The organism is Formosa sp. Hel1_31_208 (genome assembly GCF_900104785.1).
Taxonomy (GTDB): domain Bacteria; phylum Bacteroidota; class Bacteroidia; order Flavobacteriales; family Flavobacteriaceae; genus Psychroserpens.
The window spans coordinates 2,436,077-2,460,658 of the sequence record NZ_LT629733.1; the positions used below are offsets into that span (position 1 = coordinate 2,436,077).

Annotated in this window: 24 protein-coding genes; 5 read left to right on the forward strand and 19 right to left on the reverse strand. The window is 35.1% G+C overall.

Annotated features, from left to right (window positions below; genetic code table 11):
• Positions 1-13: 13 nt before the first annotated feature.
• From BLT57_RS10995 to BLT57_RS11010, 5 genes are all read right to left on the reverse strand, one after another.
• Entirely contained in the window at positions 14-1,249 is a 1,236-nt protein-coding gene (locus tag BLT57_RS10995) for a DUF6638 family protein (protein ID WP_091425685.1), read from the reverse strand.
• A gap of 48 nt (positions 1,250-1,297) precedes the next feature.
• Positions 1,298-3,262, reverse strand: coding sequence for an AAA family ATPase (locus tag BLT57_RS11000; protein WP_091425687.1), 1,965 nt, complete (start codon positions 3,260-3,262; stop codon positions 1,298-1,300).
• 46 nt (positions 3,263-3,308) lie between these two features.
• Positions 3,309-4,346, reverse strand: coding sequence for a hypothetical protein (locus BLT57_RS11005; RefSeq protein WP_091425688.1), 1,038 nt, complete (start codon positions 4,344-4,346; stop codon positions 3,309-3,311).
• A gap of 22 nt (positions 4,347-4,368) precedes the next feature.
• Positions 4,369-4,548 (reverse strand): hypothetical protein, encoded by a 180-nt coding sequence (locus BLT57_RS14085; RefSeq protein ID WP_157717181.1) that lies wholly within the window; start codon positions 4,546-4,548, stop codon positions 4,369-4,371.
• A 138-nt stretch (positions 4,549-4,686) separates the two neighbouring features.
• Complete coding sequence (locus BLT57_RS11010; RefSeq protein ID WP_091426765.1) at positions 4,687-6,027, reverse strand: microtubule-binding protein; 1,341 nt, start codon at positions 6,025-6,027, stop codon at positions 4,687-4,689.
• Between the two features lie 169 nt (positions 6,028-6,196).
• Between BLT57_RS11010 and BLT57_RS11015 the strand changes: the two genes are divergently transcribed.
• Positions 6,197-6,991, forward strand: a complete 795-nt coding sequence (locus tag BLT57_RS11015; RefSeq protein ID WP_091425690.1) for an MBL fold metallo-hydrolase — start codon at positions 6,197-6,199, stop codon at positions 6,989-6,991.
• A 103-nt stretch (positions 6,992-7,094) separates the two neighbouring features.
• Entirely contained in the window at positions 7,095-7,325 is a 231-nt protein-coding gene (locus BLT57_RS11020) for a hypothetical protein (RefSeq protein WP_091425692.1), read from the forward strand.
• A 218-nt stretch (positions 7,326-7,543) separates the two neighbouring features.
• Here BLT57_RS11020 and ettA read toward each other — a convergent pair whose 3' ends face one another.
• The 8 genes from ettA to BLT57_RS11060 all read right to left on the reverse strand — a co-directional run bounded on the left by ettA (position 7,544) and on the right by BLT57_RS11060 (position 14,437).
• Complete coding sequence (gene ettA, locus BLT57_RS11025) at positions 7,544-9,235, reverse strand: energy-dependent translational throttle protein EttA (RefSeq protein WP_091425693.1); 1,692 nt, start codon at positions 9,233-9,235, stop codon at positions 7,544-7,546.
• The gene (locus BLT57_RS11030) at positions 9,235-9,417 is read right to left on the reverse strand and encodes a CAL67264 family membrane protein (RefSeq protein ID WP_040249340.1); all 183 of its coding nucleotides are present in this window, start codon (positions 9,415-9,417) and stop codon (positions 9,235-9,237) included. Before BLT57_RS11030 ends, ettA begins: the two co-directional genes overlap by 1 nt.
• 101 nt (positions 9,418-9,518) lie before the next feature.
• Positions 9,519-10,235, reverse strand: a complete 717-nt coding sequence (locus BLT57_RS11035) for a pirin family protein (RefSeq protein ID WP_091425695.1) — start codon at positions 10,233-10,235, stop codon at positions 9,519-9,521.
• Between the two features lie 25 nt (positions 10,236-10,260).
• Positions 10,261-11,133: a pirin family protein gene (locus tag BLT57_RS11040; RefSeq protein WP_091425696.1), complete on the reverse strand. Its 873-nt coding sequence runs from the start codon at positions 11,131-11,133 to the stop codon at positions 10,261-10,263.
• A 57-nt stretch (positions 11,134-11,190) separates the two neighbouring features.
• Positions 11,191-11,628 carry a MarR family winged helix-turn-helix transcriptional regulator gene (locus BLT57_RS11045; protein ID WP_091425698.1) on the reverse strand — a complete coding sequence of 146 codons (438 nt, stop codon included), beginning with the start codon at positions 11,626-11,628 and terminating at the stop codon, positions 11,191-11,193.
• Between the two features lies 1 nt (position 11,629).
• Positions 11,630-12,160: an NADPH-dependent FMN reductase gene (locus BLT57_RS11050; protein WP_091425700.1), complete on the reverse strand. Its 531-nt coding sequence runs from the start codon at positions 12,158-12,160 to the stop codon at positions 11,630-11,632.
• 20 nt (positions 12,161-12,180) lie between these two features.
• Complete coding sequence (locus BLT57_RS11055; RefSeq protein ID WP_091425702.1) at positions 12,181-12,543, reverse strand: DoxX family protein; 363 nt, start codon at positions 12,541-12,543, stop codon at positions 12,181-12,183.
• Between the two features lie 145 nt (positions 12,544-12,688).
• Positions 12,689-14,437 (reverse strand): agmatine deiminase family protein, encoded by a 1,749-nt coding sequence (locus BLT57_RS11060; protein ID WP_091425703.1) that lies wholly within the window; start codon positions 14,435-14,437, stop codon positions 12,689-12,691.
• Positions 14,438-14,589: 152 nt separating this feature from the next.
• Here BLT57_RS11060 and BLT57_RS11065 point away from each other — a divergent pair, with 152 nt between their 5' ends.
• Both BLT57_RS11065 and BLT57_RS11070 read left to right on the forward strand, forming a co-directional pair.
• Positions 14,590-16,218: an acyl-CoA carboxylase subunit beta gene (locus BLT57_RS11065; RefSeq protein ID WP_091425705.1), complete on the forward strand. Its 1,629-nt coding sequence runs from the start codon at positions 14,590-14,592 to the stop codon at positions 16,216-16,218.
• Between the two features lies 1 nt (position 16,219).
• Positions 16,220-17,488: a nitrate/nitrite transporter gene (locus BLT57_RS11070; protein WP_091425706.1), complete on the forward strand. Its 1,269-nt coding sequence runs from the start codon at positions 16,220-16,222 to the stop codon at positions 17,486-17,488.
• On the opposite strand, the gene BLT57_RS11075 is transcribed toward BLT57_RS11070, so the two are convergent.
• The 6 genes from BLT57_RS11075 to BLT57_RS11100 all read right to left on the reverse strand — a co-directional run bounded on the left by BLT57_RS11075 (position 17,485) and on the right by BLT57_RS11100 (position 23,508).
• Positions 17,485-18,822, reverse strand: a complete 1,338-nt coding sequence (locus BLT57_RS11075) for a M24 family metallopeptidase (protein WP_091425707.1) — start codon at positions 18,820-18,822, stop codon at positions 17,485-17,487. The genes BLT57_RS11070 and BLT57_RS11075 overlap by 4 nt on opposite strands.
• Before the next feature lie 96 nt (positions 18,823-18,918).
• Positions 18,919-19,536 carry a hypothetical protein gene (locus BLT57_RS11080; RefSeq protein ID WP_091425709.1) on the reverse strand — a complete coding sequence of 206 codons (618 nt, stop codon included), beginning with the start codon at positions 19,534-19,536 and terminating at the stop codon, positions 18,919-18,921.
• Positions 19,537-19,615: 79 nt separating this feature from the next.
• Positions 19,616-20,692: an AMP-binding protein gene (locus tag BLT57_RS11085; protein WP_091425710.1), complete on the reverse strand. Its 1,077-nt coding sequence runs from the start codon at positions 20,690-20,692 to the stop codon at positions 19,616-19,618.
• An 18-nt stretch (positions 20,693-20,710) separates the two neighbouring features.
• Positions 20,711-21,673, reverse strand: a complete 963-nt coding sequence (locus tag BLT57_RS11090) for a CPBP family intramembrane glutamic endopeptidase (RefSeq protein WP_091425712.1) — start codon at positions 21,671-21,673, stop codon at positions 20,711-20,713.
• Positions 21,674-21,683: 10 nt separating this feature from the next.
• On the reverse strand, positions 21,684-22,733 hold the full coding sequence (locus BLT57_RS11095; protein ID WP_091426766.1) for an o-succinylbenzoate synthase: 1,050 nt from the start codon (positions 22,731-22,733) through the stop codon (positions 21,684-21,686).
• An 85-nt stretch (positions 22,734-22,818) separates the two neighbouring features.
• Entirely contained in the window at positions 22,819-23,508 is a 690-nt protein-coding gene (locus BLT57_RS11100) for a DUF2490 domain-containing protein (RefSeq protein WP_172827449.1), read from the reverse strand.
• Between the two features lie 177 nt (positions 23,509-23,685).
• On the opposite strand from BLT57_RS11100, the gene BLT57_RS11105 reads away from it, so the two are divergent.
• Positions 23,686-24,582 carry a sterol desaturase family protein gene (locus tag BLT57_RS11105; RefSeq protein ID WP_091425713.1) on the forward strand — a complete coding sequence of 299 codons (897 nt, stop codon included), beginning with the start codon at positions 23,686-23,688 and terminating at the stop codon, positions 24,580-24,582.

Genomic DNA, 24,582 nt, shown 5'->3' on the forward strand with positions numbered 1-24,582 from the left:
TAGTCTAAATTTCTTAAATATTGTTACTAATCGTCTCTATGACCCAGTCTTGAAATGAGTCGCTCCACGTATCATACTGCTTATAAAACTCCTGTTTATCATACCAATACAAGAATAGTACATCCTTTGGAGCTATATTTACTAATAACTTCCATATAAGATCTTGGTGTTTTGGATGTAAACTAGAATGAGGCTCATGCATCGCTTCAAATAAGTCAGCATCAACGATATCTGCAATCTTGAATTGATTACTCGTTTCTAATTTTTCTAAATACCGCTCAACACTCATCACTTTTTTGCGTGTATTGATATCTACTTTATTCAAATAACTCTTAAATAATAAGGAGTCGTTCAATATATCTCTGATAGGATGTTTGGTGTCTTTTAAATATTGAGCAAACTCAAACTTCTTTATTCGATCGTAACGTTTGGTGTTTACGATTTCCTCTAAATCATAGGCGATAATAATATGGTCTCGAAGTTTTTCTATGAGTTCAGGCTGTGAAATATGAAAAATCAGCACGTCATGAATGGTGTCTTTAATGGATTCTCTATACCACTTTTGATCTTCAAATACTACGATTGGTGAAATAAAATCTCTCAATACATAAACGCCTCCAAACGATTTGGTATAAAAAGAATCGGTTTGAAAGAGCAAAGGACTAAGGTTTAAATCGCGTTCTCTAAGATCACCATATTTAAGGGCTGAATCAAGAAGTTCTTGATGAATATCCTCATCAATAAAATTATTACCATGCTTAAATCTTTCTATCAACTGTAATTGTTCATCTCTTACATGATCGAGGTTTTCAATAAGGTGAAAACGGATGGTAACTGTTTGATATTTCAAAACATCTAAAGGTTCATAGAACGCATCAATACCTTGGTCAAAATCTATACAGATTGCTGAATCTCTAGTAATATCATTGATTTTATCACCATGTGTTTTAAAGACCAATTGCATCATATCTCGATCAAAAGTATGATACGGTAAGTATACCGGTTTTTTATTTTGAAGGGGCGAAATAATAATTCCATGTGGATTAGACTCTCCATTACATAGATAGTTCTCATCTCCTTTCTCTTCGGCAATTTCAGGGCTCCAACCCATCCCATCAATAGAAAAATGAGCAAGCTTTGTTTCGGTAAAGCCCATTTTCAGTAAGCATTTATTATAACGTTCCACTAGCTTTCCTGATACTGGAATGAGTTCGCTTCGATATAGATTTGCTGCTATAAGTTTGTTCATTATTATTTTCCCCTTAGTTGAGAATCATAGGTTTTTAATTTCGCTATTTTATGAGTTTAATTTCCCAAATCGCTCTCTAGCTTCACTATCAATATTCAATTGATTAACTCTAGCGTCTACTTTACGTTTAAAGTCAGTATCTGCAATGGTCGCAACGTTATCGAGATATCTCACCACTTCTTGTCGGCGGATTTCAGAAAAATCTAAACCTTTCATATTGGCGCGCATCAATTCTTGCAACATATTGTATTTGGTGTCATAATCTTTTTTGAAATAAATTTCTGGGTTTTCAAACCAATCTTCTTCTAAATCAAAATCTGTTAAGCGCAATGAAATGGCACTTTGAATATTACGCACATCTCTAGATGAGAAAAACGGAAATATCTTCTGAATTTCCGTATACAAATTTGCAAAGAATAAGTGCTGATTTGTTTTAAAATTATTTTCAATTTTATCATAGGCTTCTAAAACGCGTTCCTCGGATGGTTTATCCGAATGTTTTAATATCTCACCCATGTTTTTAGCTAGGCCTTGGTCTTGAAGATAGCTATAGTTTTCAGGACCTTGCATGTTGACAAAGTCTGGCATTGTATCATCAAATTTTCGCCACCATAAATGATCCTGATCTAAAAAATCATACTCTGTTTTGGCACCATCAATTTTAAATCGACCCTGCACACGTGAAATTACGGCTTTATCCAACATTTCTGGAAGATTTGTAAATAAGCCTATCGAGCTATTTCCATAATTCACAGCATAAGCTCCTTCGGTGTATCTTAGAAACACACCTATAACCTCTTTAACACCGGCAGAAACACCTTGAGCGGTGCGCTCTTGCAAATTATTTTCTGCATCATCGATTGGTGCAAAGATTAATTTTGAAGGATCTTGTAGTGGTTTCATCCACTCCACCATCTTCTCTGCTGAACCACCTTGAAAGGTCGAAATCAATGTGTCTGGCATAGGGTGAAACAAAAACGGAATATCTAAGCTGTCACAATGTTCTTTAAGTCGTGTCGCAATTGCTGCTATCAACATACTCTTTCCAGTTCCTGGAATACCATAACCCATAAATACAGGCATAAAACCGCCGAGTTCTTGAAACGGATTCTTTTTAGCTGTAAAGTCATAGCTTAACATACGCTCGGTTAAACGACGTGCAAAATGCTTGGCGTCTCTATTTCCAACGATTTGTTCAAACTGAATTTTATTAAATTCAACGCTCTTAGCGGCTCCTTGAAATATGTTCTCCCATCCTGAAACGGCAAAATCAGAGTTCTCTAACTTATAGGTTCTATCGGAAATCGTTTCAGTGTACTCCAAGCTACTTTTACGCATTTGGATTTCAGCAATTAAGGCTTCAAAAAAGACAACGGTAAAATCGATGACATCTTTATCTGTTTTAATAATTTCTGGATGACCTAAATATTTATCATAATAAAATAAGGCACATGAAATACCTTTCAAAGGCGTCATTAAAGACACCTCTGGAATTCCGGCAAACTTATTCTTCATCACACTTAAGTCATCAGAGGCCAGCGTTTGAAGATCATGTAAAATTTTATAGGCTGTCGAAAAGAGCATGAACGCGGTCGCCGTTTGCATTTTACTTTCATATTCTCGTTTTCCCGAATTATCAAGGGCTGTTCTGTTTTCGGCTAGACTAGATAATCCTGAAGCATCATAATAGCTATCTTTAATCCATATTCCCAGGGCAATTCCTTCTTGCACTGCATACAGAGTTTGGTTCAAATAAATTGGAATAGCTATTGATTCTGGCAGTAAGCGTTTTTTTAATTCAAGAATGGTTTTTGAAACAGAAGTAATTTCGGTTCCTCCATTTCCTTTAGCTCTCGACAAATACAGTAAGATCGACTCATCCTTATTATCTTTATCTTTGTTTTTTGCCCGTTGACCTTGTTCCCATTGTATACTTTTAATATAAGATGTAGCTTCATCACGAAGCATGTCAAGTTCATTTTGTTTGATAGGAAAGGTAGAATTATGTTCCATGTTTTAGTTTTCGATATTCTGTTTGGTATCCCAAACTTATCTGCTTTTATTTTAAACCTGAAATTTGAATTGGTGCTTTTGCCAATGTATTCATTATCTCTGGTGTTTTATTATAAAGTAATTGTATAATACGATGTGGTGCAAAGACATATTTTTGACGGTATATATCGTCCCATCTTTGAAAAATTTGTTTGTTAAAGAAACTACCCTCTTTAAATTCACTTCTTGAAGACACTTCGTTAATTTTTAGCGAGATGGCATAAGATTCTAAAGGAATGGTCTTTTTGGAGATCCCTTCAAGAATAGCATGTGTAATTGCATTTTCATCTTTTGCAAACACATTGTGAATTGGTCCCAAATCGACACGTTTAATTAATTTAGGAGATACTTTTGGTAATCTTTTATCAATGCCATAAGCCATCATATCTAGAGCCAATTCTCTATCGGCAACAGTTTTGAGCGCATAATAGATTTCCTCCCGGTCATTTTGAACATTATTACCGTCATAATTAAAATACATATAGCAAATAAACGGTCGGTTATGAGATACTTCATAAAAACTCCAACTCACTAAATATTCACCAGGTGAACCTTCAGGTGCCTCTATAATTTTTCCTTGTACGAATCGATTAAAAATATATTCTTTTTTTGCAGACGTATAATACACAATTGACGAGGCCTGAAACAGTTTACGTTTAGCAATAGGTTCTTTCTTGCGCAATAGGGTATCTAAAAATTCTTCTTTTAATAATTCAACATCTGTTAATTTGCCCAAATACTCTTCGCGTAAACCGAGATCATTAAATAAATAGCGGAATTCTAAATAATTTGGAAATCCAGATTCGGTAAGATCGACCTTCATATTTTCCTCATCATCATACATATATTTCACGCGCATGGCTTCGATAGAGTACAGTAATAAATCGGAGTATTGTTTGAATAGAAGAATTTCTTTTTTATTCAATAGTTCTTTTTGCTGCACAGCCACAATAAGTTCTTTGAGCGAAAAGTCTATCATTTTGTGATAGAAAACGTACTGCTCTTTAGAATCTAATACTGCCGAATCTAATGGTGTTACAATCATGTTTTACTATAAATTCTAAAATTTATAAGTTGTATTTTTCGTTACAAATGTGTGTTTCGGTGGTTATTTTTTCTCCTGCTTTCCCGTAGGTAACTATAGAAGTTCTTTCACATTCTGAATGGTCATTTGAGACATACATGAACGTTATTAGACCAGCACCAACTATCACAATTGCTAGTGATATTAAAAACAATTTTTTCATTTCTATAGTTTGCGTTAAGGATGGAGCGCTTGTTGGAGCTCTCCCGATAACTATCGGGAAGCGACTTGCGAGAGCCTGACCTTCTTCGCTTAGCCTCGTTTAAGGAGGGTAAATGAAGAAGGAAACGCCATCAAAAATTTATGACAACATATCATCATCTTTAGCCTCTGGTTTTGGTTCACCTTCTGGCTCACCTCCATCAGCCGGTGCATTTGGATCTGCTTTATAATACTCATCAAAAATTTCTTTCATATCAATTCCGTAACGATCTGCAAAATTCTTTTGGATCTCAGAATCTTTAGATCTAATCTCCTTTAGAGCCTCTGCGTAGCTACCATAGATTCCTTGCATTACCTTTTCATGAACCGGAATATTATCCATCATTTCCTGACGTGCTTTGGCAGATGCCGTATGCATTGCTGCTAAAGTTTCACCAATATGCTCATCGGTTTTCACCCCTAAATGTTCTAAAATAGCAGCAAATTCTTGATCGGTTCTAGCTTTTAAAGCGACGATATAACCGTCATAGTACTTCAAACGTTCATCTGTATCACTTTTAAGCTTCGCGCGATGAGTTTGTAAGTTGCTTCGCAAAGATGTCAATACTTTAATAGTTAAATTGTGTTTATGCACAAAACTGTCTTTAGACGCTGCTAAAGTCGTGTAAGCATTCTTTAGCCCTTCTAGTTCTTCTACCTGTTGTTCTAGTTGCGTCACCTTTTCTAACGCCTCAGAGTACTCTGTTGATTGTTTATCGGCTACTTCTTCAAGTGCCTGACGTGCTTGTTTTAACAAAGCATATTTCTCTTCCAGTTGTGTTTCTACTTGCTTCTTTTTCTCTAAAGCTTTGGTATGGTTATTACTTGCTTCAACGATTGCTATTTTCAAACTTTCTTCAACTTCTTTAATCTCAAGTTCTCTGTCTTTTAAACGTTTAATAGCGGCTTGACTCTTAAACGACAACTCATTGAGTAAAGTCTGAACGTCAGCACTTTCAATACGCTGTTGAAATAAAGCTTTTGCTTTATTATCAGAAGCATCGCGTTCCTTTTGAGCCGCAACCAATTCATCTTCGGCCTTTTTGATCTTACTTTTTCTTCCCCATAGATTATTCCACCACGTATCTGGTGTGTTTTGAGCGTCTTCAAGTTCAACTTTAGCGCGTTCTAATCGCTTAACAGCATCATCAATTATTTTTTGTTCTGCTGCATTTAAGGCAGAAAACCCTTCAAACATAATACCTACCTCATCCTGATAATCGGTAAGATCTTTAATGGCATCCAGCAATGTAGATCTATCCTTTTCCGCCATATCAACAACATTATCTAGGGTTGCATTTAATATTTTCTGACGACTTTCCGGATCATCCTCTTGTGCCAACTTAGACTTCATTTGGTCTATAGCCTTTCCCCAATTAACATCTACTTTATCGGTTTTTTCGTTGGAATTCGTTTCTAATAAATCAAAATCATCAGGCATATTATGTTGTGTATTAAGTTGAACAATATTTATGATAAGCAATTTCGTCAAAAAATATGATTTTTAAAACTTAATCTGCTTAAAATATCAGTAGTAAAACTTAATGTTTTGTTACAAACTTTACAGACTTATCATTTGTTTTTATCTTTATCATTAAAAATAATTAACTATGAAAAAATTAAATTACCTCCTGTTTTTAACTTGTTTAAGTATTATTGCATGTAAAACAGAACCCAAAGCGCAATTAGCCGATACCGCGGACAAAGGGAATACGGAACTGGTTGCTGAAGATCCTTCAGAAAATAAGCGCTTAGAAATCAATCCTATTTCACATGCTACTATGGTGTTACAATATGGTGATGCTATCATCTATGTTGATCCTACTGGAGGTGCTGATGCTTTTAAAGAATTTTCAACTCCGGATATTGTTTTAATTACAGATATTCATGGGGATCATATGGATATTGAAACTTTAAAAGACATAGATTTATCTTTGACGACAATCATCGGACCTAAAGCTGTTATAGATCAACTCCCTAAAGATTTAGCTAAAATAATGGTGACGTTAAATAATGGTGACTCTTATGAACCTAAAAATGTATCTATAGAAGCAGTTCCAATGTACAATCTACGTGAAGAAGCTTTAAAATTTCATGAGAAAGGGCGTGGCAATGGATATGTATTGACCATTGGAGGCGAACGTATCTACATTTCAGGTGATACTGAAGATATTCCAGAAATGAGAAGTCTAGAAGCTATTGATAAAGCTTTTGTTTGTATGAATTTACCATATACCATGACTGTTGAAAAAGCAGCTGATGCTGTACTAGCCTTTGAACCTAAAGAAGTATATCCTTATCACTACAGAGGAACCGACGGATTGAGTGATACCACCAAATTCAAAACGCTTGTGAACGAAGGAAATGCGGATATAGAGGTTATTCAACTGAATTGGTATCAATAACCATATAGAAAAACATCGACAAAGTGTAAGTTTTCATAGATAAATAACTTGTGTATTAAATATTATTGTATATTTGAGAACCAAATCTTAACAACGAAGTGTAATGCTAACCACTTATACAACAAATATTTCCCTTGCAAGCACGATGCAACTTACAATAGTACTTATCGTAACAGCGTCTATTTTTCTAGTATTTATTGCGGTTGCAATTTTCAAGATGTACAAGCTGAAAGCTGAGAACAAACGATTAACTGATAATAGTTTTTACAAAACTAAAGTCGATAAAAGTTATCAGGACTTTACTGATGGTCATTTATACGATAACAACAATTAATATATGGATACCGCGCTCGCTAAGATAACTACAATTTTATCTATTGCAGTAATAACCATATGAGGTTTGTTAGTCTTAAATTTAATTAAAGTTCATTCCTTAAAAAAAGAAAACAAGGTGCTCAAACAACAAATTAAAAACAAATAAAAAAAGCCAGCGAATGCTGGCTTTTTTGTTTTATCAATACTTTAAGGTTGCTCTAACAACTATTTACTAGTTTATCTAACTAACTTTTTATACTTGATTCGTTTTGGCATTAAATCACCGCCTAAGCGTTTCTTTTTGTTCTCTTCATAGTCTGAAAAACTTCCTTCAAAGAAATACACTTGACTATCCCCTTCAAAGGCTAAAATATGTGTACATATACGATCTAAAAACCATCTATCGTGAGAAATCACTACTGCACAACCTGCAAAGTTTTCAAGCCCCTCCTCTAAGGCTCTAAGTGTATTGACATCTAGATCATTTGTTGGCTCATCTAAAAGCAGGACATTTCCCTCCTCTTTTAGTGTCATTGCCAAATGCAAACGGTTCCGCTCACCTCCTGAAAGTAAGCTTACCTTTTTATTTTGTTCACTTCCAGAGAAATTAAATCGACTTAAATAGGCTCTTGAATTTACTTGCTTTCCGCCCATCATAACAAGTTCTTGCCCGTCACTAAAGTTTTCCCAAATTGATTTGTTTGGATCGATATTAGAATGCGCCTGATCGACGTATGCAATTTTAGTCGTTTCACCAACAACAAACTCCCCTTTATCTGGTGTTTCCTCTCCCATAATCATACGGAAAATTGTGGTCTTACCAGCTCCATTTGGACCAATAATACCAACAATCCCAGCTTGTGGTAAATTGAAATTTAAATCTTCATATAGTAATTTATCTTCATAACCTTTACTTACACCCTTAGCCTCAATAACATTGGTACCTAAACGTGGACCGTTAGGAATATAAATTTCTAGTTTTTCATCCAACTGCTTTTGGTCTTGACTCATTAATTTGTCATAGTTATTCAAACGCGCTTTTTGTTTGGTTTGACGACCTTTAGCTCCTTGGCGTACCCATTCTAATTCTCGTTCCAGGGTTTTTTGACGCTTAGATGCTGTCTTGCTTTCTTGGGCCATACGCTTAGATTTTTGATCTAACCATGATGAGTAATTTCCTTTCCATGGAATACCTTCACCTCTATCAAGTTCTAGAATCCAACCCGCCACATTATCTAAAAAGTACCTATCGTGTGTTACCGCAATTACCGTACCTTTATATTGTGCTAAATGATGTTCTAACCAATGCACTGATTCAGCATCTAAGTGGTTAGTTGGCTCATCTAATAGCAAGACATCTGGTTCTTGTAATAATAAACGACACAAGGCCACGCGACGACGTTCTCCACCAGACAAAACTCCAATCTTCTTATCTCCTTCTGGCGTGCGTAAAGCGTCCATAGCAATCTCTAATTTGGTATCTAGTTCCCAAGCATTAGAAGCATCAATTTGATCCTGAAGCTCTGCTTGACGATTCATTAGCTTTTCCATTTTGTCTGGATTGCTATATACTTCTTCTAAACCAAATTGGTCATTAATTTTATTGTACTCATCAAGAATTGCTACAGTTTCAGCAGCACCTTCACGCACCACTTCCATCACTGTCTTATCATCATCAAGTTTTGGTTCTTGCTCTAAATAACCTACAGAATAATCTTGAGAGAATACGACGTCTCCTTGATAATTTTTATCAACACCAGCTATAATTTTCAACAAGGTTGATTTACCAGAACCGTTAAGACCTAAAATTCCAATTTTTGCTCCGTAAAAAAAGCTTAAATAAATATTTTTTAATACCGGTGTGTTTGCTGATTGATACGTTTTAGTAACACCAGACATTGAGAAAATTATTTTTTTATCATCACTCATTATACTCTACCTTTTAAAGCGTTAAAGACCCATGCTATAGCGAAAAAACCAATACCTACAGCTGCAAACCCCCAACCTGCCACGTCATCATATCGAAATGCGCCAAGAGCAATTAAACCTAATCCTACTATTATCATTATTGTGGTAGCCCAAGCCAACACTGTATTTTTATTCATTGCCATAATTCTATTGTTTGTATAGGGAATTACAAATATCGCATTTTTAAACTAAAAAAAGCATCCTTAATAAGAATGCTTTTTAGTACTTAATTAAATTATTTTAATTATTTCATAGGAACCTCAAGGATAACCAATTCTGAATTATTTATTGCTTTTATTTTCATAGTGTTTAACTCGGAAACACCTATTGCGTCTCTTTTTACTAAAGCGATATTGTTCACTTCAATACTTCCCTCAATCACAAATACATAGAAACCATTATATTCAGATTTCACATTTAGATCCAAAGTATGCGCTGCATCTAAATTAGTTCTGTAAATGAATGCTTGCTGACTTATTGGTAAGGCATCACCTTCTAATTGATTCTTAGGAGCAACTACAGTTTGTAACTGATTTTTTCGCCCTTGGAAAGAAAATTTTCGTTGTTCATAGTTGGGCTTAACACTCATTTCCTCAGGAATAATCCATAACTGCAAAAAGTTCACCTCATCCGTCTTACTATCATTAAATTCAGAATGGGTTAAACCTGTACCTGCACTCATTACTTGGACTTCCCCAACTTCTATAGCACGCTTATTTCCCATACTATCTTTATGAGATAATGCGCCTTTTAACGGGATCGAAATGATTTCCATATTTTGATGGGGATGTGTCCCAAATCCCATTTTAGGTTGCACTACATCATCATTTAACACTCGAAGTACTCCAAAATTCATGCGTTCCGGATTTTGATAACTTGCGAAACTGAACGTATGGTGTGATTTCAACCATCCATGATTTGCGAATCCTCGTGTCTCTGCTTTATGTATTATCGTTTTCATATCTATCTTTTTTTAGCAATTATTATTAGTTTGCTGGAAGAAATCCCATTTTACCCATTTGATAATCTCTCATAGCTTCCATTAATTCTGTTTGTGAATTCATCACATATGGTCCGTAAGTCGCAACAGTTTCTTTTAACGGCTCTCCAGACAAGAATAATAATATACTATCTGTTTCAGCTTTTATGGTAATTCCATTACCATCTTGCTGAAACTCCATTAATTGATTGTGGTCCAACTCTAAAGCTTCAACACCATTAATCGTTACTTTTCCTTTAAGTAGGTACAATAAACTTTGATGCATATTGGAATAAGAAATACTTTGTTCTCCGCCAGCTTTTGCATCAATCATAAATGCGTTAACCGCTGTTTGCGTTCTAATTTTCCCATATAAGTCATTTAATTCACCTGCAATTATTCTGGTTTCTATTTTACGGTCTTCGGAAATAATCACGTTAAATTCCTCGTGTTTTGCATGTTGATAATTGGCTGGAATCATTTTCTTTTCTGCCGGAAGATTCAACCACAACTGAATTCCTTCAATAGTTCCGCCTTTTATTACAAATTCTTTAGAAGGTTTCTCTGCATGAATAATTCCGCGTCCAGCTGTTGTCCATTGCACGTCACCAGCTTGAACAATACTTTCATGACCTAAAGAATCACGATGTAGCTGCTCCCCTTGAACTAAAAATGTAACAGGTTCAAATCCGCGATGCGGATGTGGACCTAGGTCAAACGGGTTATTAGTTTCTGATATTTCATAAGGACCATAATGATGTAGCAAAACAAAGGGATCGATCATTTCAATGGCCTGTGTTGGAAATGGCTGTCTCAATCGTATTGGACCCATATTAACGAAGTGACTTCGTCCTGCTCTTTTTATTGTATTTAGTTTCATTTTATTTTCATTTCATTTTAATAGTCTCCATGGAAACTATTTTGTTAAAAAAATACGCTAACGTATTTTATCTAGCAGATTACTTAGCTGATCTGCTTCTTTTTCGCTTAAATTTTCTAATAAATCTTCTTTAAACTCTTTAGAGATAAGATCTATTAAATCAAGCCCTTTGTTAGTTATTTGAATATGAACTACTCTTCTGTCTTCGGGGCAAGGTAATCGTTCAATGAACTGTTTATCACATAATTTATCCATTAATCGGGTTGCGTTGGGAGCACGTTCAAGCATTCGTTCTTTTATGGTTTGTACTTTAATAGGCTTACCTGCTCCACGAAGAATTCTTAAAATATTAAACTGTTGTGGCGAAATCCCAAAAGGTTTAAAAAAAGCATTTTGATGGCTACTTATCCAGTTGGCTGTATAAATAATATTTAGTAATGCTTTTACTTTACTATTTGGAAACGTAGAGTTTATATCTTTGGAAATGTCTCCCATTTTACAAACTCTCTTGAAATTGTTTAATCTCTTCTAACAATTCCGTATTTAAATTAGCATCAATGATTTGTCCATTTTCAAAGTGAGTGCCAAAAGATGGAAGTGAGAATTTCCCAACAATATTGGCGTCATGTCGTGGAAATCGATCAGCTGCTGCTTCTAATACAGATTCACCTCCTCGACCACCTGGTGATGTTGCCATTAAGAGCATAGGTTTTCCAAAAAATGTTTTAGCTTCAATTCTGGACATCCAATCAAATAAGTTTTTAAAAACTGTTGCATAACTGCCATTGTGTTCTGCAAGTGATACGACTATGCCATCAGCTGATTTGATATGCTCTAAAAATTGTTTTGCATTATCTGGAATTCCATGCTCAATTTCATGGTCCATACCGTATAAAGGTAAATCAAAATCGTTGAGATCTAATAATTGTACTTCAGCCCCATCTACCTTAGATGATGCATATGCTACTAATTCTTTATTTATTGAGTTTTTACTGTTGCTGCCTGCAAATGCTAATATTTGTTTCATATATCTACTTGGTTAATTTTTTATTGTTGTACGCGAGTTCTTTTGTGAAAAATGTACGATATTATCAATAGAATCAAAGCAATAATCGCTACACCTTGTTCTCCATCTCCTATCATGTAGTGTGCAAAAAACGCCAAAACGAAAGCATAAAAGAAGCCTGCGTAAGCCCATTCCTTGATTGTTTTTAATCTCGGCATCCATAGTACCACCAGTCCTAATAACTTTATGACTGCATATGGATAAATGATATAAGTTGGATATCCAAAACTGGTAAATGCGTTTACAATATCTTCATATTTAATGAAATACATACTAACAGAAAACAGCAAAAGCATTGTAAGCAAACCTGTAGCTGTATAATAAATAAGTCTATCTTTTTTCATTCTAACATCGCACTGAGTTTACAAATATAGAATAAAATTATTTATATTCCAAGGAATATACTTCCTAGGCATAATGTTGTTGTTTATGGAATAAAAAAAAGTACTTTTTCAAGCACTTTTTTTATTATGAGTAATCACTACAATTTTAAAGTTTAATAATCTTTTTATTTACAGTCCCAAAATCACCTTCGAAAACGACATATAGCATACCTTGCCATTCGGCATTCAACTCCAATTCTATACTTCCTCTACTGACAAGAATATTATCCTTAAATAACTGTTGCCCTAAATTATTATAAATAGAGACATCGATGAGGCCATTAAGATTATTGACATTAAAAGACACATTATCTTTTGTAGGGTTTGGATACGGCGCCGAAATATTATAATCTGCCCAATCTTCTATGGAAAGTGTACTCGTTGATGTTGTCCAAAATCCTGATGGAGCAACTAACGGTCTGGTTAATACCTTACCAGAATTGGCTTCGGCTGCAATATAATAATCAATATTAGTGGCGCTAGCCGCGAGAGGTAAATCTGCGGTCCAATCATCACCACTAACATAGGACATGGCAGTTTCATTAAATGTTAGATTCCCTATTTCTCTCCAAAATACTGTGGCATTAGTTATTCCCGAAACATGTTTAATGAGAGCATCTATGGTAATTGTTGTACCTGTATTTACTATATCCACTGGTTGATGGACTATCCATAGTGGTTCAGCAACTCCTATCGTATGTGTAATACAATGTATTGCTCCACTTGATGCGATAAGATTTTCTCCACTGTTATCCACGTCAATGCCAACGACATTATATCCTGGCATTAATTCTTCATATTTATCAAGTGCAGGTCCATCGACAGATGGTCTGTATGTTGGTACAAGAATGGATTTGTTTAAAATTAACGAATTACTAAATGTGCGATAGTAGCCACCATTATCTGGATAGAGTCCTGATGTACTTGGCGGTGAATCTATCCATTCTACTTTATACGGTGTCCCAAAAGGGGATTGAAAATTATTAAGCACATATTGCATATTTGCTTCAATCTGAGGTCCATCGGCTACTCCACTAGGATATCTGCTCACCAATAAAGTTTCCTCATCCAACAACTTCATATGCATATCTATATGATGGATACCGTCATAGGGTAAAGTTGGCATTTTAATATAATTTGAAATTCCCATGTAATTATACATGATATTGTCAATTTCCGTTTCTGTTTTTACTGTTACACCGTAGGGATTGCCTGCTTCATTTTCTTCTAAAATAAGTTCTGAAGCAAATGCGTTCCCTAAGCCGTCAGACATGTAATTACCTCCTGTATTAACCATGTCATTGGTGCCCGAATCTGTCACATAAATAGGCAGACCAAGCATATTTGCGTGCTCAGTTGGTACAACATCATCATCTGGTCTTGGTCGATTATAAATCCAATCTACTAAACCTCGTTCTCCTACATCATCCGTATAAATAGTATTACCGGCATAATCACGAATCCAAATACTATTGGAAGCCACGTTTAAAAAAGAGACATTAGTTAAATCGATACCATTTGAGCTTAGGTAATTTGATACCGAAGTCTGGTTCTGTGTGACGATAATGACTTTACATTCAGTCACCCCTACTTGGACAATTTGACGTAAAATATTTTGATATCCAGACGTCCATCTTACAACAAGATATTCAACCTCTTCCCATTCAGCAGCTGCTCTTACAGCGCCTGAAGGGGCTGCAGAAGTTGTTGTGCTTCTAAATTGAAATTGAGAGACTAAGGTCTTTTCGTTTTCGGATAGACCTTTTGGTAGGGTTTGCTCTTCTTGAGCGACGTTAAATTGGATAAAAAATAACAGACAAATAAAGACAGAAAGCTTCTGTTTAATTGATTTCATAATAGGTAGGTTAATGATTTGGTAATTCAAATATATAAAATAATAAATTAATCTACTGATTTCTAGTTATTCTAGGTTTCACCTTCGAACTATAAAGATGCTTTCGTTTAAGTATTAACTTTCGTATTTTTACAACAACAAAAATTAAATGAATGGATTTAAACTTCAATAAAAACGAAGATCACAATAAATTACTTCTTTCCGAATTAAAAAGACGACTGGCAAAGGTCAAATTAGGTGGCGGAGAAAAACGTATTGAAAAACATCACGCTAAAGGTAAAATGACAGCAAGAGAGCGTGTTGATTACCTCTTAGACTCAAAGAAATCATCGATAGAGATTGGTGCTTTTGCTGGTGAAGACATGTATGCAGAACACGGTGGTTGTCCGTCTGGTGGCGTTGTCGTGAAAATAGGTTACGTTAAAGGGAAACAGTGTATCGTTGTAGCTAATGATGCTACGGTAAAAGCTGGAGCATGGTTTCCTATTACAGGAAAAAAGAATTTAAGAGCTCAAGAAATAGCTATAGAAAACAGATTACCCATAATTTATTTAGTAGACTCTGCTGGCGTTTATCTTCCTATGCAGGATGAAATTTTTCCTGACAAAGAACATTTTGGGAGAATTTTCAGAAATAATGCGGTTATGAGTAGCATGGGAATCACACAAATTGCGGCAGTAATGGGCAGTTGTGTTGCTGGTGGTGCCTACCTACCAATTATGAGTGACGAAGCTTTAATTGTAGATAAAACAGGAAGTATCTTCTTAGCTGGAAGCTATTTAGTAAAAGCAGCTATAGGAGAAACTATTGACAATGAAACTCTAGGTGGTGCTGCCACACATTGTGAAATTTCAGGAGTTACAGACTATAAAGCAAAAGATGATAAAGATGCATTGGAAACCATTCAACGATTAATGGATAAAATTGGTGATTATGATAAAGCTGGTTTTAATCGTGCTGCTTCAAAAAAGCCAAAAGAACAACCAGATGAAATTTTCGGAATTGTTCCACGTTCTAGAGCTGATCAATATGACATGAAAGAGGTTATCAAGCGATTGGTTGATAATAGTGAATTTGACGAATATAAAGAAGGTTATGGACAAACCATTATTACTGCTTATGCCAGAATAGACGGCTGGGCTGTCGGTATCGTAGCCAATCAACGTAAACTAGTAAAAACCAAAAAAGGTGAGATGCAGTTTGGAGGTGTGATTTATAATGATAGCGCTGATAAAGCTACGCGCTTCATCGCAAATTGTAATCAGAAGAAAATACCTTTAGTCTTTTTGCAGGATGTCACTGGTTTTATGGTAGGCAGTAAATCTGAACATGCCGGTATTATTAAAGACGGTGCCAAAATGGTGAATGCGGTTAGTAATTCGGTAGTACCAAAATTCACTATTATTATTGGTAATAGTTATGGTGCTGGGAATTATGCCATGTGCGGAAAAGCATACGATCCAAGATTAATTGTAGCTTGGCCAAGTGCTGAATTAGCTGTGATGAGTGGAAACTCTGCCGCGAAAGTATTATTACAAATTGAAAAAGCGTCCTTAGAAAAGAAAGGTGAAAAAATCACCACAGAAAAAGAAAAAGAACTTTTCGATACTATAAAAAACAGATACGATAATCAAGTGTCCCCTTATTATGCCGCAGCGCGCATATGGACAGATGCTATTATCGATCCCTTAGACACCAGAACATGGATTAGTATGGGTATTGAAGCCGCTAACCATGCCCCTATCAAAAAAGCTTTTAATTTGGGTGTGTTGCAAGTTTAGGATGCAACAAAAATCAATAAATAAACAGCCTCCATATGTTATCATCTTATTGATTTTAGCAGCAGAGGCTGTTTTTATTTTACCCTTTGTCTTACAACGTATTTTCAGACCCACTTTTTTAGAGACATTTGCTATTAATAATGAAGAATTAGGCTATTGTTTTTCAGTATATGGTATTGTGGCTCTATTTTCTTATTTATTTGGAGGGCCTTTAGCTGATAAGTTTCATCCTAAAAATTTAATGGCATCGGCACTTTTATTGACCGCCTTAGGAGGTGTTTATCTTGCTTCCTATCCCTCTTTAGAAAACCTGAGACTCCTATACGGATATTGGGGTTTTACCACCATATTTTTGTTCTGGGCTGCGATGATTAAAGCGACCCGAATATGGGGAGGTCAAGACAAGCAAGGTGTTGCCTTTGGTTTCTTAGATGGTGGACGAGGTTTAGTTGCCGCTGCTTTCGGTTCTGTTGGTGTTTTAATATTTGCCTTATTCATTGATGTTGATGTTTCCGATAGCTCATTATTAGACCGAAAATACGCCTTTAAACAAGTCGTATTAACGTGTTCAGCTATCGTAGCATGTATTAGTGTGTTGGTCTTCTTCTTTCTAAAACCAATTAAAGCAGATATGAGTACAGGCGCACATCTCAAATACTTCGACTTATCGGCTTTTAAGCAACTTATTAAAATGCCCTCTATACGATTACTTATGCTCATTATTCTTTGTGCATATACTGGTTATAAAGCCACCGATCTATTCACACTTTACGCTACAGACGTCATGGGATATGATGCCATCAAATCGGCGAGTGTAGGAACATCATTATTATATGTGCGACCGGTGATTGGAGTGGTTATTGGGTTCATGGCAGACAGAACACGTGCTTCATTATGGCTTGTGATAGGATTTATATTAACCATGTTATCAAGTATCATCTTTACTTTGGATATCGTCAATGCTAGCACTACATTACTTTTTATCATTAATATCTTACTAATGGCTATTGGCGTGTATTCTTGTCGTGTCTTGTATTTTGCTACTTTAGAAGAAGCTAAGATACCTGTTGCTTTAACTGGAACTGCAGTAGGTCTCGTGTCTGTTGTTGGCTATACCCCAGATATTTTCTCTGGACCAATGTTTGGCATACTTGTCGATAATCCAGATAAAGTTGCCGGATTACAAAATGCATTTTTGGTACTCACTTTGTTTAGTATCATTGGTTTATTAGCCTCTTTTCGGTTTTATAAGCTGCACAGGAGATCTTAATTCCCTTGATGAGTTTTTACTCTAGGAATCGTTAGAAGTTTTGTTTGTCTACCATTGACATATCGAAATCCGTCTTCTCCATAAAAACCTGCCTCTTCAAGCATTATTCTGATATCTCTTTTCCACTCAGGAATAGTGACTGTTGTATTCAATTCAATAGCATAAACGGTATTTGGATATAGAGGATAATCACCTGTTCCCGCGACACCTCCTTGAGAATCCCACATACCTATAGTAGGGCCTGAAGAATGTCCGTAGCTCCCTAAAGGATGGGTATAAATAGACGGTTTTAAACCTTCAGCTTTTGCTTCAGATAAGGATTTTAATAGAATTTCATTACCTGTTCTACCCGTTACAAAATTCATTGTAAATATATCTTGAACGCGATTCCCCGCTTTCAATGCATTAACTAAAAACTGTGGCGCTACTGTTTCATTGGGTTTTAGAACATAAGCCAATTCCTGACAATCAGTATTAAGACGCAAATAGGTAATTCCGAAATCACAATGCACTAAATCACCTGGCAATATAACCAATTGTTCAGGTCGATCTGAAAAGGAATACAAATGTCCTTTTAAATCATCTTTTGTACGCTGTACATCTACTGTGGGATGAAACCATGTTTTCAATCCGAGATCGCTTACCTTTTGTCGCATCCACCACTCTACATCGGTTGTACTCGTTATACCAGGTGTAATTACCTGCTCTGAAAAAGCTTCTGCAATAATATCATGCGTAATATCTACGAGTTGATGATATATCACCATTTCACGTTCTGTTCGAGTTTCTATCCACCCAATGGCCAACTTTTCAGCTGAAACAACTTTACTATGACGACTTTTTGGTAAATAAGACATGAATTCTTCATAGTCGGTTTTTACTAGGCCATCGGCAATATTAAAATGCGTTGAAAAGTTAAGACCGATAGTTTTTGGGTTTCGTTCTTCAATGAGTTGCATAAGCCTTTTCCATTGATTTGGTTCTTTGTCTTTATCCCAAGCTGAAATGATATTATCTCCAAAATTGTAACGAGCTACTGCTAATTTTTCAATGGTATTTTTGACTTGATCTCTATAAAATAAAATAATGGTACGTCGTCTAGCATTTAACCAGGTTGCTGGCAACATCGTTTTTAGCACTGGATCTTCATTGTATTCTCTAGAAATCACAATCCACATATCAATATTTGCGCGGTCCATCAATTTCGGTAAGAGATTATTAAAACGATCGGCCAATATCTCATCTATGATTTGAGCTTGATGTTTAACATCTAAGACCTGCTGCGCATTAATTTGAGTGATTAGAAATAAGGTAACAATCCAGAATTTTTTCATGAGTAAACAATTTTCCCTAAAAATATGGATTATTCAGCTTCAAAAAAAGCACTAATGCTATAGAGACCTAAGAATTAACAACTTTAGCACCTAGGCTTAGTCTTTGATGACCGAAATTATTTGAGGCAACAGAGTAATTGCAGTAAGCCAAACGGCATTGCCTTTTTTAGGATTTTCTGTAGTATTTGAATTAACTATTGCCGGATTTGCTGAAGCTCTAGCGATCATTGCTTTCGGATTTCTAATCATTACAATAGTACTTTGTACATCTTCTACTTTTGTGGATTCCGCAAAAGTGTATGCGACTTCTATACCATCTTTTTGAGGTTCCTTTATACTTGATTTTAAATGTTCGAGGGTATAAGTAATCCCTTTTAGATCTTTGGCAGATACTCTATTTAGTGCAATACCATTCAACCCAGAATAAGCAATTAAAGATAAGTGATCTTCAGTACTTAACCTCTTTGATATTAATTTAAATGCCTGTTTAAGGATGACTTTGTCCTCTGCTATTAAATCCCCAACAGGTGTTTGAAGAAGAAATATATAGTGTTCTGGATTCTCCGTAGAGTCTTCCTTTTTATTTTCAATATGATCAACAATAAAAGTAATTAGGTTGTCAATAGATACTGATTTCGTGTTGATGTTCTGGTCTTGGGTATTTCCTAAAAAAGAAACTAGGATGCATACGAGTGTTGTGATTTTTGTTTTCATTCTCCTTGGTTTTTAAATTCATATTAAACTTACAACCAATAGATTACACTTAAAACCTACAATGAGGGAAAGGGTGGTTTCAATGAGTAACCTTACCGAGAATGACATCCAATGTTTTTTGTCTTTGGATTTTTGCATTAGGTGTTTCAAGAAATTTCGGAATGTGGTACACTGTTTTCGGAATTTCAAACTTTTCCAATCCACTATAAACCTCAGCATCTAGTTGGTTAGATTCGGCTTCTATAACCATAATCACTTTTTCCCCTAAATCTTTATCCTTTTCCGAAGTGATAAAAAATCGTTTGTCAATCTTGTCCTGAAGCTTTGCCTCTATGAGCTCTGGAAACAACTTTACGCCTCCAGAATTAATCATATTGTCATACCGACCAATAATATCAAATTCGGTATCCGAAATCATATCGACGACATCGTTGGTCAACACTACATCTTTTGAAAGTTCTTTAGCGTCAATAACTAAGCAATCCCTATCATCTTTTGAAATGAATATGTCTCTTAAAATTTTAAAATGAGTTTGATTTTCCGACGCATGATTTAATTGGCGGACAGCAATATGGCTCACGGTTTCTGTCATGCCATAAGTTTCAAATACTGACGCTTTAACCTTCTGAAGTTTTATTCTTAAATCGTTTGATACTCTCGCGCCACCAACGATTAAAACTTTTATATGATCTAATCGCTGTATAGAATTTTGCAACTGTAATGGAATCATAGCACAAAAGTCATAGGCTTTTTGATCATCATAAGACGGGATAGAAGAAGGAGCTACAATATCTAACTCTAAACCCAAAATCATTGCTCTTACCAGCATCATTTTTCCAGCAATGAACTGACTTGGCAAACAGTGTAATGCCTTATTTCCGGGCTCCAACCCAAAATAATCTCCAGTCATAACAGATGAGTTCACCATCTCCTGCTTTTTAATCTTTATAAGCTTTGGAAGCCCTGTTGAACCCGAAGTTTTTGTTAGCACATCATCTTTATCATCTAACCAATCTAACAAAAAATCTCCCACCGTTTTCTCATAAACTTCTCCTTCTTTTACCAAATTATAGGCAACTTCTTTGAGTTCATCATGATCAAAGTGAAAACCATTGAGTTTAAATCTTAGATGTATTTTATCAAATGTTGGTGTCATATGCGTACCATCTCAAAATTAAGATTCTCCAATAACTTTGTAATCTTCAGTAGGCGGCTCATGAATTTCACCAAATAGTTTTTCTTTCCAATTTCTCCAATGATAGACTTTTGAAAAAATAAATATGATAATTGGAAAAATAATAAATACCGGTAATACCATATCAATAAAACTCAGTTCAGGCTCTGCAACATCCTTTAAAATAGAGTGTGTTTGAAATGCGGTCCAATCTGAAGTAACTAATAAAGCCGTAAATAAGTTATTAGCAGCATGAAACCCTAAAGCCAACTCAATTCCTTCATCCATTAATGTAATGATTCCTAAAAACAACCCTGTTCCTATGTAATACATAAGCAAGCCATATCCTAATTTTTCAATTTCAGGATTTGCAAGGTGAAGGCATCCAAATATCACTGAGGTCATTACTAAAGGAAACCATCGGTTTTTTGCTAACATCCCAAAACCTTGCATAAGATAACCTCTAAAAACGTATTCTTCTAAACTTGTTTGTATTGGTATTAAGGCGACAGCAATAACTAATAAAATTAAGAATCGCTGTGGTTCGAAATTAAATTCATAACCTTCTGGCGATAAATAAAAGTAATCGATTAATGTCAAGCCAGACGAAATGATTCCCCAAAAAATAAAGGCAAACCAAATCCGTTTCCAGTCTAACTTATTCCTAGACGTCGCAATTGCTCTTAAATTTTGACCATGTAATGTTTTTAATAACAATTTAAGCGCAATAAAAGCAACGACAAACGAAATCAGAATAAGAAATAAAAACGTGTTTGGTTCTAAAATCGTAAACAGGGCGCTTTCATCCAATAAATCAACATTCATTCCATCTTGGACAGTCTTATAAATTATGGCTACTATTAATGGAACTTGGCCAATAAATGATGCTGCGGCGATAATAACAGATCCAATAAGGTATCTCCAGAAATCGTGTTTTGCATTATATGCTTGTGCTATAAACATAAGTGTAAATTTAAATTTTTATATCAAGTTGAGACAAATCCCAAGGGTGTTCATTTTCGTAGCGCAATGTACCATTTTTTACAACTAATGACGAATCAAAATTATTGGTATACAAACTCCCTGTGCCCAGCCCCTGTGGTAATTTGTTCTTAAGCGTGTATGTCCATTGAGCAATGGCATTTAAACCTATATTACTTTCTAATGCACTCGTTACCCACCACCCAATTTGTTGACGTGCCGCGAGGTCAATCCATTCTTTACTGCCTTTAAAGCCTCCTATTAATGTTGGTTTTAAAATAATGTATTGCGGGTTAATAATTTTTAAAAGTTCTTGTTTTTTAGATTCTGAAAATAGGCCTATTAATTCTTCATCTAAAGCAATAGGTAAAGGCGTCTCTTTGCATAATTTTGCCATCTCTGCCCATTGTCCTTGTTTGATGGGTTGTTCAATAGAATGTAAATCAAACTCAGATAAACGTTGTAATCGATGTAAAGCTTCCGATGGTAAAAATGCCCCATTAGCATCCACTCTGAGTTCTATATCATGAATCGTGAATTCATGTCTTATAAATTTCAACAGCTCCAATTCTGTATCGAAATCTATGGCGCCAATTTTCATCTTTATACAACGAAACCCCGTTTTAAGCTTGTCTTTGATTTGTTGCTTCATAAAGTCTTTAGTTCCCATCCATATGAGGCCATTAATGTCAATAGGAGCCTGCTTTTGTGTGAATGCTGAAGGAAATAATTCAAAACTATCTCGACTAGACAGCGACTTAAAGGCTATCTCTAACCCAAACTGAATACTAGGAAATTCGGTAAGCTCATCTCGTAATTTTTCTAAGCCTAAATGGATATTACTACAAGTCCATTCTAGTTTTGTTTCAAAATCTGGTCTATCATCAATACTTAGACCTCTAAACATTCCACATTCGCCAATTCCAAACCTACCATTTTCTCTAAGTATCATAAACCAAGTGTCCTTTGTTTTTAAGACACCTCGTGATGTTCCACTGGCTTGTTTAAATTGTAGCGTATAGGGTTTGTATGTTGCGTTAATCATAAGTGCAAAAATAAGCATAATAAAAAAGTTGTCATTTGATTAAGACACCAACTTCATGACTAAGCTTAGTTTATGAATTCATTTAAAATTTGTGGTGAAAACTAAATTGTAGTTGACCTTTCCCTGCGGTAACAGTTTTCTGATTCATCCAACCTAATTGAAACCGCATTCCTTTTTTTAAAACATAACCAATACCTATGTAGGTTCTATTTCTATCAAAAAGCTCTACCTCTCTATCATCTCCAATATCGGTTTGACCATTAATAAATAATTCGTTATACAGTGCCGCATAGACGGCTCCTTTTTCTAAAGCACTTTTATTAAAAGGCACATTCATAAATAAGTTATAGCGATAACGCGTTCTAAAATCCTGATTTTCTACAAAACGCTGCTCATATCGAAATCTGTGAGTTAGATAAATACGTTTACCTAATGATTGTGAAAACAAGGCTTCTTGGTATATACGATGTTCTCCAGATGTGTCATTAGATTCTCCAATTTCACCTGAAGTGATATTTGCATATCCTAAGGTTAATAACACATCAGTATCTTTTGGTGTGAAAGTAATTCCTGTTCTTAGTAATAATTGTTCTAAATCTCCAATTGTGTTCCAATTCCGATATTGTATATCACCTTGTATACCAAATTGACTGTCTTCAAATTGATGGTTAAAAAAGTACATATACCATGCTCCCGTTTGAGACTGATTTTCTTGTGCATTAGTTGTCTTAAAAAAGAAAATAACAATAATAAAAAGGCTTATATTTCTCATATTAATTATTTTAGTTGCAAATTTAATATTATTATTAACTATGCGTATTACGCTCATATTTAAAGTCATTATTAATGTATTGTTTTTTCTAATAATTTTGAAGACGAGTTCTTTATATGTTTCATAAAACCGCTACTAAACAAACTATTTTGTAACTTAGTTGATACTTAAATTTAAATGCAAGATCCTAACTTTCCTAATATTATTCTTTATGCCATTCCCTTTTTTGTTTTGGCTATGCTCTTAGAATTATTTGTTACAGTGAAACAAGGGGTTAAAACCTACGAAACCAGAGACGCCTTCGCATCTATCGCTATGGGTTTAGGAAATGTGTTTTTAGGTTTTATAAGCAAAGCCATAGTATTCGTTATCTTTTTTTATATCTACGAGCATTTTAGATGGTTTACTATTCCTATTGCGTGGTGGAGTTTTATTTTAATTTTCTTTGTTGATGATCTTGCCTATTATTGGTTTCATCGTATTTCGCATGAATGCCGCTTGTTTTGGGCATCTCATGTGGTGCACCATTCGTCGCAACACTATAATTTAAGTACTGCCTTGCGACAAACCTGGTCAGGTGGGTTTTATTCATTTGTATTTTGGCTATGGCTGCCATTGTTAGGGTTTCATCCTGGAATGATCATATTTCAAATGTCTGTGAGTTTATTGTATCAATTTTGGATACATACCGAAACCATCGATAAATTACCGAAGTGGTTAGAAGCCGTTTTCAATACACCATCCCATCATCGCGTACACCACGGAAGTAATCCCTTATATTTGGACAGAAATCATGCAGGTATATTGATTATTTGGGATAAGTTGTTTGGCACCTTTCAACCAGAATTAAAAGAAGAACGAGTGGTCTATGGTTTAGTGAAAAATATTGACACCTATAATCCTGTGAAGATTGCTTTTCTAGAGTGGTTCGATATGTTTAAGGATGCGTTTTCTGGTCATAAATCATTAAAAAACAGATTTTTATATTTGATCAAACCACCAGGCTGGAGACACGATGGTAGTGGAAAAGTAAGTGAGGACTTAAGAAAAGAATGGGAAATTAACAATTCATAA